Origin of the sequence: Rhodococcus sp. NPDC057135 (assembly GCF_042670865.1) — a bacterium.
In the GTDB taxonomy this organism is placed as follows: Bacteria; Actinomycetota; Actinomycetes; order Mycobacteriales; family Mycobacteriaceae; genus Rhodococcus_F.
The window spans coordinates 40,244-52,453 of the sequence record NZ_JBHUUU010000015.1; the positions used below are offsets into that span (position 1 = coordinate 40,244).

Below are 12,210 nucleotides of genomic sequence, written 5' to 3' on the forward strand. Positions count from 1 at the left end.
ACATTCTCCGGCCGTTCACGGCAGGATCATCTTGCGTGTCGCCTCTCATCGAAACTCACACCCCGACGCCCGGGTCTCCGTTCCCCCTCGGCGCCCACATCGTGGACTCCGGAACCCAGTTCGCGGTCCACGCCCCGGCCGCGTCGAGCGTCCACATCTGCCTGATCGACCAGGCCGGAAACGAAGATCGCGTCGAACTTCGGCAACACACGTACGGAATCTGGCACGGAATCATCGCCGGGATCGGTGCGGGGCAGCGTTACGGAATTCGGGCGAGCGGTCCGTGGAATCCGCGCGCCGGGCTGAGACTGAATCCACACAAGCTGCTCGTCGATCCATGGGCGCGCCGCATCGAGGGGGAACTCGGTGATCACCGTGCCCTGCTGTCGTACGCCGACGATCCCTTCGGCGACCCGTCGACGCTCGACTCGCTCGGCCACGTGCCACTGTCCGTGGTGACTCCAGGCCTCGTGCCCGCCGCCGCCCGCCTCGAGACGCCGTGGGAGGAAAGCGTGATCTACGAGCTGCATGTGGGCTCGTACACCGCCACGCATCCAGGAGTTCCCGCAGCCCACCGCGGAACGTACCTCGGTCTGACCGCGCCGGCTGTGATCGATCACCTCGTCGCACTCGGCGTCACCGCCGTGGAACTGCTTCCCGTACAGGCGTTTCTGACCGAACACAGCGTCCGCGAGCGAGGGATGCGCAACCACTGGGGTTACTCGACGGCGTCGTACTTCGCCCCGCATCCCGGATACGCGGCAACGCCGGGCAGCGAAGTCACCGAGTTCCGGATCATGGTCGACGCACTTCACGCGGCAGGTATCGAGGTCATCCTCGACGTCGTCTACAACCACACCTGCGAGCAGAGCGTCGACGGAATCAGTGTCAGCTGGCGAGGTTTGGACGGTCCCGGCTACTACCTTCTCGACAGCGACGGCCGCGACATCGATCTGACCGGGTGCGGCAACACGGTCGACGCCTGCTCCCCCATCGCCGTCCGCATGATCACCGACAGCCTCCGTTACTGGGCCACCGAAATGGGTGTCGACGGCTTCCGATTCGATCTCGCGAGCGCGTTGGGTCGGCCGCGCGGCGGCGGCTTCGACCAGCGCGCGTCAATCCTGTCGGCTATCTCCTCCGATCCGGTACTGACTCGGTGCAAGCTCATCGCCGAACCATGGGATGCGACTGCCGACGGATACCAGGTCGGAAACTTCGGACTCCAGTGGTCCGAATGGAACGACAAGTACCGCAGCACCATTCGCCAGTTCTGGAACGGCGGCTCCAGCGTCCGGAAGGTCGCGTCCCGCCTCGCCGGTTCCGAGGACATCTTTGCCGGCAGCGGCCGTCGCCCCTGGGCATCGATCAACTTCGTCACCGCGCACGACGGGTTCACGGCCGCCGATCTAGTGACATACGACCACAAGCACAACGAGGCCAACGGTGAAGACAATCGTGACGGCGCCGATCACAACGATTCGTTCAACCACGGAATCGAAGGTCCGAGCACCGATCCCGAAATTCAGGACGCCAGGGTGCGCCACGTACGGGCGCTGCTCGCCACGCTTGTGCTGTCGACAGGTACACCGATGCTCACCGCCGGTGACGAGTTCGGCCACAGCCTGGGCGGGAACAACAACGCGTACTGTGTTCCCGCTCTTGCCTCCCCTGCACAGTCGTGGGCACTGGACTGGACGAGCGCCGATCAGTCGTTGGTGCGATTCGTCTCCCGAGCTCTCGGACTACGCCGAGCGGCACCGGCGTTGCGTCAGCCCGAATTCTTCGAAGGCAGAAGAAGACTGGAACACCCGGACCTCGTCTGGTTCGACGCTGCCGGCATCGAGTTCGACGACACCGCGTGGTACGACGAGGCTCACCGAACCCTGCAGGCCTGGATCGACGGCGCCGACGTTCGGTCTCACACGCGGACCGGGCGCCCTCTCGGTGACGACAGTTGGCTCCTGATCCTGCATTCCGGCGGACCGGCTCAAGTCACCGTCGGAACTCCGGAATGGTTCGACGGCACCTTGACTGCATCGTTCGATTCGGCGTCACCCACCGGAGAGCCTGCCTCGACCGCGGAAGTTCCCGTCGGCACCGTAATTTCGTTGACCGGACCCACGGTCTTGGCCTTACGTTCGGTTTCACGTCCGCCGGTCACCGCTGCTGTCATGGAATCCGGCAGCACCTTGATCAGGAATTGAATGGTCGGTCCGATTCCGAAGGCGTACAACACGGTTCCGACGCCGACGGTTCCACCGAGAAGCCATCCGGTAGCGAGGACCGCGATTTCGATGCTGGTACGCACGAGCCTGACCGACAGGCCGGTGCGAGCGACCAGTCCGGTCATCAATCCGTCGCGAGGACCCGGCCCCATGCCGGCGCCGATGTAGAGAACGCTGGCCAGTCCGTTGAGGAGAATTCCCCCGACCATGATGGCAGCGCGAACTGGCATGGAATCGAAGACCGGCAAGAAGGCCAGTGAAGTATCCACCGATATGGCAATCACCACGACATTGGCGACCGTGCCGAATCCTGGGCGCTGACGGATCGGAATCCAGAGCAGCAGTACCACCGCACCGGTGATTGCAGTGATCACGCCGAAGCTGAGCGAAACGTGCTCGGCCACACCCTGATGAAACACATCCCACGGATCGAGGCCGAGCCCCGCTGTGATCATCATGGCCATCGAGAACCCGTACAACCACAGACCGACGAACAGCGAGGCAAATCTCCGTATCAACACTCGACCATCCTGAAGGCCACTGGACTGTTCATCCATAGCCAAGTTGCCGATACTGGACTGGTCGGTTGAGTCTTACGGAACCGCGATGACTGTCATGGAACCCGGCGCCACTTCCGTGAACCCTGCATCACGAACCGCGACGGCCTCCGACTTCTTCAATCGATCTACTGCCTCGGCCCACTGTTTCGGACTCGCGTCGCGGACCGAGCAGCGAAAGTCGTTCTGCTCCCAGGTCCAGCATTGTTCCTCGGACATGGCCGCTGCCAACAACATCGAGGCATGGCCGACCTGAGCCGACGCCTTGCCTACCGTCATCTCGAGCGCCGAGTCGATCCACAGCACCGGCAGTCCAGGCTCGGGCGGTCCGGGTTCGTCGTGCTCGAGATCGGTGCCACCGATCTGCAACTTCTTGATTCGGGGGTCCAGTTCTCCGACCGGCCCGGGAACCAAAGCCCGCGCCTGGGCACCATCCACGTCGACGGTGATGCCCGGTACCTCCTGCGCCGCAAGCCACTGAGCACCTCGCGCTCGACGAGACACCTTCCGGATGCGGGCGCCCACCCAGGCTGAATAATCCTCGTGCCACGGGCCGGGTTCCCCGTCTTCGGTGAACCCGACGCGTTCGTCCAGGCACAGGGCAACTGCCGCGGTTGCCGCAGCCTCGAGCAGTGCCGTGCGCTTCGGCGGGTCTGCCTTCGGAATATGGAGAACGATCGGCATCGCCAACACCAGCGCCGGATCCGCAGGATCGTCTTGCCCACCGTATCCAGCGGCCAGCACCGCGTGACGCTGGCGCCACCGAGAATCGGGGCCGGACATCACAGTTGGATCTGAACTCACAGCTGGATCGGAGGTGACTGCTGGATCGGAGGTGACTGCTGGATCGGAACTCATGGAATCGGTACGCGTCGTACGCCACCGTCGACGGCGTCTGCCGCCTCGACCTCGTCGCGAGTCACACCGAGAATGAACAGCACAGCATCGAGGAAGGGGTGCGACAGAGCCGCATCCGCTACCTCGCGCAGCGCGGGCTTGGCGTTGAAGGCCACACCCAGGCCCGCGGCGTTGAGCATGTCGATGTCGTTGGCACCGTCACCGACGGCGACGGTCTGTTCCATCGGCACACCGACCTGATCGGCGAACTTGCGCAGCGCTACGGCCTTCGCAGCACGGTCGACGATCTCACCGATCACACGCCCGGTCAGCTTGCCATCGACGATCTCGAGGGTGTTGGCATGTACGAAGTCCAGTTCGAGTTCGTGTGCGAGGCCTTCGATGACCTGTCGGAAGCCTCCGGACACGACACCGCAGTGGAATCCGAGACGACGCAGGGTACGAATGGTGGTGCGAGCACCCGGCGTCAGTTCGATGCTCTCTGCCACCTCGTCGATGACGGAGGCGTCGAGACCGGCGAGTGTGGCAACCCGCTGGTGCAGTGATTCGGTGAAGTCGATCTCGCCGCGCATTGCAGCTTCGGTGACAGCGCGGACCTCGTCCTCGACGCCGGCCTTCGCGGCCAGCATCTCGATGACCTCGCCCTGGACGAGCGTCGAATCCACGTCGAACACGATCAGACGCTTAGCCCGGCGAGCGAGACCTGCGCGCTCGACCGCGATGTCGACGTTTTCGAGTGCGGCAACCTCGGCGAGTCCGGTGCGCAGCTTCGCGTCGCCGTCGACGGTATCGGCCGCGCTGACGCTGAGTTCCAAACCGGTGACGGGGTAATCGGCGACACCACGGATCGAATCGATGTTGGCGCCCTGCTTCGCGAGTTCGCGTGCAACCGATCGCATTGCGCGAGCATTGACAGGGCTGCCGAGAACAACTACCGCGTGGGTGGACACCGCGGGCCGTCCGGGATCGGCACCGATTTCTATGTCGACGTTCATTCCGACCGTCGCCATCGCCTGTTCGAGTTCTTCCTGAAGCGCTTCGGGATCGTTCGGGCAGGCCACCATGACTCCGAGTGTCAGTCGACCTCGAATCACCACCTGCTCCACGTCGAGTAGACGCACATCGTGTCGCGACAGCGCCGCGAACAATACCGAGGTGACGCCAGGGCGGTCCGGCCCGGTCACAGTCACCAGAACAGTGGTGTCAGAGGCACCCACCGAAAACTCCGATCGTTTCTTCGTTCGCGTCTTTATCGTCACTATTGTGCCAAGCGAAAGGCCCCACCCGTTACTCGGGCGGGGCCTTCGCTGATTACTTCAGTGTGTTACTTCGCTCAGGAGCGGCTGTCGGTGCCGGGGTCGCCTTCGTCCCCGACTGTCAGCGGCTCGTGACGAGCATCTTCGAGCACGGTGCTGGCGTTCTTCCCACCGTGGCCGGGGCCGACATGCGCTTCCGCGCGCATCCGCTCGACCATGTGCGGGTAGTGCAGCTCGAACGCCGGACGCTCGCTACGGATGCGCGGCAACTCGGTGAAGTTGTGACGCGGCGGCGGGCAGGTTGTTGCCCACTCCAGCGAGTTTCCGTAGCCCCACGGATCGTCGACGGTGACAACTTCGCCGTAGCGGTAACTCTTGAAGACGTTCCAGATGAACGGCAGCGTCGAGGCACCGAGTACGAAGGCGAAGATGGTGGACACCGAGTTCAGAACCGTGAATCCGTCCGAGGGCAGGTAGTCGGCGTAACGGCGCGGCATGCCTTCGGCACCGAGCCAGTGCTGCACGAGGAACGTGCCGTGGAAACCGACGAACGTGGTCCAGAAGTGCCACTTGCCGAGGCGCTCGTCCATCATGCGACCGGTCATCTTCGGGAACCAGAAGTAGATACCGGCGTACGTGGCGAACACGACCGTGCCGAAGACCACGTAGTGGAAGTGGGCGACGACGAAGTAGCTGTCCGTGACGTGGAAGTCGAGCGGCGGGCTCGCGAGGATGACACCCGACAGACCACCGAAGAGGAAGGTGATCAGGAAGCCGATCGAGAACAGCATCGGCGATTCGAAGGTCAATTGCCCCTTCCACATCGTTCCGATCCAGTTGAAGATCTTCACACCTGTCGGCACGGCGATCAGGAACGTCATGAACGAGAAGTACGGCAGGAGAACTGCGCCGGTTGCGTACATGTGGTGAGCCCACACCGCGATCGACAGAGCGGCGATGGCCAGCGTTGCGTACACCAGACCGCTGTAGCCGAAGATCGGCTTACGGCTGAAGACCGGGAAGATCTCCGAGACGATGCCGAAGAACGGCAGCGCGATGATGTACACCTCGGGGTGACCGAAGAACCAGAACAGGTGCTGCCACAGGAGCACACCACCCGTTGCCGGGTCGAAGATGTGTCCACCGAGATGGCGGTCGACGAACAGGCCCATGAATGCAGCGGTCAGCAGCGGGAACGCCAGCAGGATCAGGATGCTGGTGATGAAGATGTTCCAGGTGAAGATCGGCATGCGGAACATGGTCATACCGGGTGCGCGCAGGCAGATCACGGTGGTGACCATGTTGACGCCACCGAGGATGGTGCCGAGGCCGGCGACAGCCAGACCCAAGACCCACAGGTCGGCGCCGACGCCGGGGCTGTGCAGCGCGCTGGTGAGCGGCGTGTATGCCGTCCAACCGAAGTCTGCTGCGCCACCGGGCGTGACGAATCCGGCCGTCGTGATGATCGCGCCGAACAGGTACAGCCAGTAGCTGAACGCGTTCAGACGCGGGAACGCGACGTCGGGTGCACCGATCTGGAGCGGAAGAATGTAGTTCGCGAAGCCGAAGACGATCGGGGTCGCGTACAGCAGCAGCATGATCGTGCCGTGCATGGTGAACAGCTGGTTGAACTGTTCATTGGAAAGGAACTGCATGCCGGGTACAGCAAGTTCGGCACGCATCATCAGTGCCATGAGGCCACCGATGAGGAAGAAGGCGATGGAAGTCGCCAAGTACATGATTCCGAGCACCTTGGGATCGGTGGTCGTGATCATCTTGAAAATGAATGAGCCCTTGGGTCCCTGCCGCGGCGGGTAAGGCCTGGCCGGCGCTATCGTGGGGACTGGCTGGGGCGCTACGGCAGTCACTGATCCTCCTGAATGTGCCTTTGGTCGCTCCGCAGACTCCGTTACAGAGCCCTTGGTTGCGCCCGCAGGGTCCGTCGCCCGGGCTGCGGACAACGGCTTCTGGCTTGCGCTCATCGAATCGTAGACCGTGACTCCGAGGCACCGCGACCCGGTCCTACTCTGCGTCGTACTCGAGCATCCGTTTTTCGGGGAACCGAACGAACGACCTGCGGTTTATGTTCCCCGGGGAGTCCGAACCCACTTCCGAATCGGCGTGTCGCACCCGTCGAAGATTTCGGCCGGTGTCCGTTTTCGGCCAACTCCTCCACTGATAAGGTCACCCTCGCCTAACTCATCTCAGGAGTCAATCAGTGAAATTCTTTCCCCGCCGTGCCGCGCTGGTAGCGGCCGCAGCCTCGATCGCCTTGGTTGTTCCGGCCTGCTCGAGTAACGACGAGCCGGCTGCAACCACCACCTCGACCGAGTCGGGTGCATTCCCCCGCACCGTCGAACATTTCCGCGGAAGCACCGAAATCCCGGCTGCGCCCCAGCGGATCGTCGCGCTCGACAACAGCTTCACCGACGCCGTCCTCCTCCTCGAAGCCCCGCTCGTCGGCTATGTCGACTACCGCGAGCCCGGTCTGCCCGACTACCTCGGATCCTCCCGGGAGGAATTCGCCGCGGACGCCGTCTCGGTCGGCACGGTCAGCAGCGCAAGCCTCGAGAAGATCGCCGCACTGCAGCCGGACCTCATCATCTCCGCCGAGGTCCGCGACGGGAAGAACTACGAACAGCTGTCCGCGATCGCACCCACCGTCTTCACCCAGACGACCGGTCCGACGTGGAAGGACAACATTCGCCTGGTCGGTGAAGCCCTCGGCAAGGAGTCTTCGGCCGAGTCGAAGATCACCGAGTACGAAACTCGCGCGGCTGCCGTCGGCAAGGAAATCAACGAGAAGGCCGACAACCCGGTCATCTCGGTGGTCCGATTCGCCGGTGAACCGACCGCACGCCTTTACCGCACCACCTCGTTCAGCGGCATCGTTCTTCAGGACGCAGGACTGAAGCGCCCCGACAACCAGGGGCCCGACCCCGCCGACGCCGGCAACATCATGATGAAGATCAGCCCCGAGCTGATCAACGAGGCCGACGCGGACGTCATCTTCATCAGCACCTGGCAGGACGCCGAGGGCAAGAGCGCCGAAGCTGCGAAGCCGTTCCTCGAGAGCCCGCTGTGGCAGACACTTCGAGGACGCAAGGTAGACGTGGACGATTCACGTTGGATGTCTCCGGTCAGCGTCCAGGGCGCGCACATGATCCTCGACGACCTCTCGGACACGTTCGAGGTGGACAAGCAGAACAGCTGAGTCGAGCAGCTAACCTGAACGGCGCCCGCTCACACAGGAAGCCGTCGACTTGTCTGTTCTCTCACGCACGTCTGTTCTCTCACGCACGTCTGTTCTCTCACGCACGATCGCCCGCACGTCCATTCGTCGTGTCTCGATCCTGGGGATCGCGGCCACGATGCTCGTTCTCGGCGGCTGCTCGTCCGACTCGTCGGACGATCCCGCGAGCACCATCGTCCGGACCACCACGTCGATCGCGGGTGCCGGCGTGATGGGCATCGAACGCGACACCGCCACCGCCTGCCCGACGCCGACGCAGGCCGACCCGGGAGCGGGCCCCGATGTGAAGCGTCGAGTGGTGCACACTGCGGGTGAAGCCGAGGTTCCTTCCGATCCACAACGGATCGTGGTCCTCGACAGCGTCTCGATGGACGCCGTGTGCGCCCTCGGACTGTGGGAGCGCGTGGTGGGCGCTGCGACCGGCGTCGACTCGCCTCAACCGTCGTACCTCGGTTTCGGCATCTCGGAGATTCCGAGTGTCGGTCCCGTGAGCGCACCTGACGTCAACGCCGTGAAGGCCGCCGCGCCGGACTTGATCCTCGGGTCGAGTCCGGCGTCCGACGGTTTGTACGGGCAGCTCGGCGCCATCGCGCCCACCGTGTTCGCCGGGTCCGATCCCGTGTACTGGAAAGCGCAGTTCGCGCTCGCCGGTCAGGCACTGGGCCGCTCGTCAGCGGCGGCGACGGAGCTCGATCGATACCAGCAGGACGTCGTGCAAATCGGCGACACATTGAATGCATCACAGACGCAGGCATCAGTGGTTCGGTTCGGTGCGAAGGACCTGCAGATCGAGGGTCCCGCGTCCTTCGCCGGACAGATCCTCAGTGACGTCGGCGTCCGGCGCCCACCGGCGCAGCGATTGACCGATGCGACCACAGCACCGATTCCGGCCGACGATCTCAGCGCAGCAGAAGGTGACTTGATCTACGTCCTCTTCGACGGGCCGAACGGTCGTACCTACGGCACCGAGGTCATGAAGAGCGACCAGTGGCAGGACCTCGCCGCCGCCTCCGATCGGCGCGTGTTCGTGGCGGAAGACGAAATCTGGAACGGAAACGGGATGACTGCCGCCCATGCCGTATTGGCGGATTTGAAGGGAACCTTGAACGGATATGCGAGCTGACCGGAACGAAACACGACTCCCACATTCGAGGCAGCTCGCCGCAACTGTGATGGTCGGTTTCTGACCATGCCGATCCCGGAATTCATTGTCGCCCTGCGCGAGAAGGTCGGTCATGCCCCACTGTGGCTGTCCGGAGTGAGCGTCGTGATTCGCGACGACGACGGCCGAGTCCTGCTCACCCGCCGAGCCGACAACGGTCAATGGGCCGTCGTGTCCGGCGTTCTCGAGCCCGGCGAGGAGCCGTCGTCCGCGGCGGTACGGGAGGCGAAGGAAGAAACCGGAGTCGACGCCGAATTGATTCGGATCACGAGTGTCGATGTCACAGAACCCATTACGTACCCCAACGGCGACGTGACTCAGTACCTGGACGTGTGCTTCCTGGCCAAGTGGACCGGCGGAGAAGCGCATGTGGCAGACGACGAGAACCTCGAGGTCGCGTGGTTCGCGCCGGGCGAATTGCCCTCGGACATGACGGAAACCTCGCGGCTACGCCTCGAAAAAGCGTTGCAGGACAAGCCGGAAGCGTGGTTTCTACGCTAGTCCACTCCCCCATGGACGACCGAAGCCCGATTCCTGCGTGTGCAGGAATCGGGCTTCGGTGTATTGGTCGCTCTAGAAATCCCGAGCGGGTCGCTCTAGAAATCCCAGTCGTCGTCTTCGGTGTTGACGGCCTTGCCGATGACGTAGGAGCTTCCCGAGCCGGAGAAGAAGTCGTGATTCTCGTCCGCATTCGGTGAAAGTGCCGACAGGATAGCCGGATTGACGTCCGTCTCGTCCTTCGGGAAGAGGCCTTCGTAGCCGAGGTTGTTGAGTGCCTTGTTGGCGTTGTAGCGCAGGAACTTCTTGACGTCCTCGGTCAGACCGACGCCGTCGTAGAGGTCCTGCGTGTAGTCCACCTCGTTCTCGTAGAGCTCGAAGAGCAACTCGAACGTGTAGTTCTTGAGCTCTTCGCGCTCGGCCTCGGTGAGCTGTTCGAGGCCCTTCTGGTACTTGTAGCCGATGTAGTACCCGTGCACGGCCTCGTCACGGATGATGAGGCGGATGAGGTCAGCGGTGTTGGTGAGCTTGGCGCGCGAGGACCAGTACATCGGCAGGTAGAAGCCGGAGTAGAAGAGGAAGCTCTCGAGGAGCGTCGAGGCGACCTTGCGCTTGAGCGGCGACTCGCCGTTGTAGTAGTCGAGAACGATCTGCGCCTTGCGCTGCAGGTTGGGGTTCTCCTCCGACCAGCGGAATGCGTCGTCGATGTCCGGGGTGGAGCACAGCGTCGAGAAGATCGAGCTGTAGCTCTTGGCGTGCACCGATTCCATGAAGGCGATGTTGGTGTAGACCGCTTCTTCGTGGGGAGTGATTGCGTCGGGGATGAGACTGACCGCGCCGACGGTCCCCTGAATGGTGTCGAGCAACGTCAGACCCGTGAAGACACGCATCGTGAGCTGCTGCTCCTGCGCGGTCAGCGTTCCCCAGGACGGGATGTCGTTGGAGACCGGCACCTTTTCGGGCAGCCAGAAATTGCTGACGAGGCGATCCCACACCTCGGCGTCCTTCTCGTCCTGGACGCGGTTCCAGTTGATGGCGGAAACGCGACTGACCAGCTTGACCATAATTCCTACCTAGCGAGAGAGATACTGCCGAATGTTGGCTTGCCTGAACACTACCCGTTGTGTCGGGTCCGCGATGCCAACACAACAACATGTGTCGCACGCGCCCCTCCACAAGGATCAAAAATGTGATATCAATTAAATATCACTTACCGATGGAAAGCGAGTCTCGCATGACCAGCACCCCTACCGTGGCCGAGAAACCGACCGGTGTCGCCACCACCACGATCGCCGAACGCCCAGGCTGGGACCTGTCCGGCGGGTGGATGCTCCTCGGCGGCGTCCTTTTGTTCCTGGCCGGAATCGCACTGTCCGTCGTAGGCGGAGTTCTGGGACTCTTTGCCCTGATTCCGGCCGGAGTGGTGCTGTTCATCGCGTCACTCCCCCTGCTGATGGGTCTGACTTTGGTGCAACCGAATCAGGCCAGAGTTCTTCAGCTCCTGGGTAGCTCGTACAGCGGCACCCTGCGCACGCCGGGACTGCGATGGACGAACCCGCTGACTGTCCGTCGATCGATCTCCACGCGTATCCGAAACCACGAGACCGGTCAGGCGAAAGTGAACGACGCCGACGGCAATCCCATCGAGATCTCGGCGGTGGTCGTCTGGCAAGTCGCCGACACTGCGCTCGCGTCGTTCCAGGTGGACGACTACGAGGAGTTCGTCTCGGTGCAGACCGAGGCGGCCGTCCGCCATATCGCCGGCAGCTATCCGTACGATGCCGAAGGCCGAGTTTCGTTGCGCGAGAACGCCGATATCATCACAACCACCTTGTCGGAGGAAGTTCACGCCCGCGTGCGGGCGGCCGGTGTCGAAGTGATCGAGACACGGATCAACAGGCTCTCGTATGCACCGGAGATCGCCAGCGCGATGCTTCGGCGCCAGCAAGCGGGTGCTGTGATCGCCGCCCGCAAGCAAATCGTCGAAGGTGCGGTGTCCATGGTCGACATGGCACTCAAGCAGCTCGAGGAGAAGCATGTCGTCGAACTCGACGAGGAACGCAAGGCAACGATGATCAGTAACCTTCTGGTCGTGCTGTGCGGCGACCGCGATGCACAACCGGTGCTGAACACCGGTTCGCTCTACCAGTAAAGGAAAGGCCACATGGCCACGGATCCAGCTCCGAGATCCGAGCGTAAGAAGATCCTGCTTCGGTTGGATCCTGCGGTGCACGACGCGCTCGCCCGGTGGGCGGCCGACGACCTCCGAAGTACCAACGCCCAGATCGAGTTTCTCCTTCGGCGCGCACTCACCGAACACGGTCGTATGCCGAAGAATGCCGGCAAGATGCACGGCCCCGGCCGTCCGCCGGCCTGATACCCCTGTGCGCCTTTTCGG

The 12,210-nt window shown here is 63.0% G+C and carries 10 protein-coding genes and 1 pseudogene; 6 read left to right on the plus strand and 5 right to left on the minus strand.

What is annotated here, in order from left to right:
• Window positions 1-35: 35 nt before the first annotated feature.
• Window positions 36-1,994 (plus strand): annotated as a pseudogene (gene glgX / locus ACFT1A_RS24630) (glycogen debranching protein GlgX); the annotation flags it as partial.
• On the opposite strand, the gene ACFT1A_RS24635 reads toward glgX, so the two are convergent.
• The 4 genes from ACFT1A_RS24635 to ctaD all read right to left on the minus strand — a co-directional run bounded on the left by ACFT1A_RS24635 (window position 1,991) and on the right by ctaD (window position 6,767).
• Entirely contained in the window at window positions 1,991-2,785 is a 795-nt protein-coding gene (locus tag ACFT1A_RS24635; RefSeq protein WP_378449216.1) for a YitT family protein, read from the minus strand. The pseudogene glgX and the gene ACFT1A_RS24635 sit on opposite strands and share 4 nt — an antisense overlap.
• 36 nt (window positions 2,786-2,821) lie before the next feature.
• Window positions 2,822-3,568 carry a peptidyl-tRNA hydrolase gene (locus tag ACFT1A_RS24640; protein WP_378449217.1) on the minus strand — a complete coding sequence of 249 codons (747 nt, stop codon included), beginning with the start codon at window positions 3,566-3,568 and terminating at the stop codon, window positions 2,822-2,824.
• A 71-nt stretch (window positions 3,569-3,639) separates the two neighbouring features.
• Window positions 3,640-4,860 carry a phosphoserine phosphatase SerB gene (gene serB / locus ACFT1A_RS24645; protein WP_020969288.1) on the minus strand — a complete coding sequence of 407 codons (1,221 nt, stop codon included), beginning with the start codon at window positions 4,858-4,860 and terminating at the stop codon, window positions 3,640-3,642.
• Between the two features lie 116 nt (window positions 4,861-4,976).
• Window positions 4,977-6,767, minus strand: a complete 1,791-nt coding sequence (gene ctaD / locus ACFT1A_RS24650; protein WP_020907234.1) for a cytochrome c oxidase subunit I — start codon at window positions 6,765-6,767, stop codon at window positions 4,977-4,979.
• A 350-nt stretch (window positions 6,768-7,117) separates the two neighbouring features.
• Between ctaD and ACFT1A_RS24655 the strand changes: the two genes are divergently transcribed.
• The 3 genes from ACFT1A_RS24655 to ACFT1A_RS24665 all read left to right on the plus strand — a co-directional run bounded on the left by ACFT1A_RS24655 (window position 7,118) and on the right by ACFT1A_RS24665 (window position 9,815).
• Window positions 7,118-8,113, plus strand: coding sequence for an ABC transporter substrate-binding protein (locus ACFT1A_RS24655; protein WP_378449134.1), 996 nt, complete (start codon window positions 7,118-7,120; stop codon window positions 8,111-8,113).
• A 157-nt stretch (window positions 8,114-8,270) separates the two neighbouring features.
• Window positions 8,271-9,275, plus strand: a complete 1,005-nt coding sequence (locus ACFT1A_RS24660) for an iron-siderophore ABC transporter substrate-binding protein (RefSeq protein WP_378449218.1) — start codon at window positions 8,271-8,273, stop codon at window positions 9,273-9,275.
• 66 nt (window positions 9,276-9,341) lie between these two features.
• Window positions 9,342-9,815: an NUDIX domain-containing protein gene (locus ACFT1A_RS24665; RefSeq protein WP_378449135.1), complete on the plus strand. Its 474-nt coding sequence runs from the start codon at window positions 9,342-9,344 to the stop codon at window positions 9,813-9,815.
• A gap of 95 nt (window positions 9,816-9,910) precedes the next feature.
• Here the strand turns inward: ACFT1A_RS24665 and nrdF are convergent, their stop codons facing one another.
• Entirely contained in the window at window positions 9,911-10,876 is a 966-nt protein-coding gene (gene nrdF / locus ACFT1A_RS24670; RefSeq protein ID WP_003944744.1) for a class 1b ribonucleoside-diphosphate reductase subunit beta, read from the minus strand.
• Window positions 10,877-11,046: 170 nt separating this feature from the next.
• On the opposite strand from nrdF, the gene ACFT1A_RS24675 reads away from it, so the two are divergent.
• Together ACFT1A_RS24675 and ACFT1A_RS24680 are read left to right on the plus strand one after the other, a co-directional pair.
• A complete protein-coding gene (locus ACFT1A_RS24675) occupies window positions 11,047-11,964 on the plus strand; it encodes an SPFH domain-containing protein (RefSeq protein WP_378449136.1) in 918 nt (305 codons plus the stop codon).
• 12 nt (window positions 11,965-11,976) lie between these two features.
• Window positions 11,977-12,189, plus strand: a complete 213-nt coding sequence (locus tag ACFT1A_RS24680) for a hypothetical protein (RefSeq protein WP_003944723.1) — start codon at window positions 11,977-11,979, stop codon at window positions 12,187-12,189.
• Window positions 12,190-12,210 lie beyond the last annotated feature (21 nt).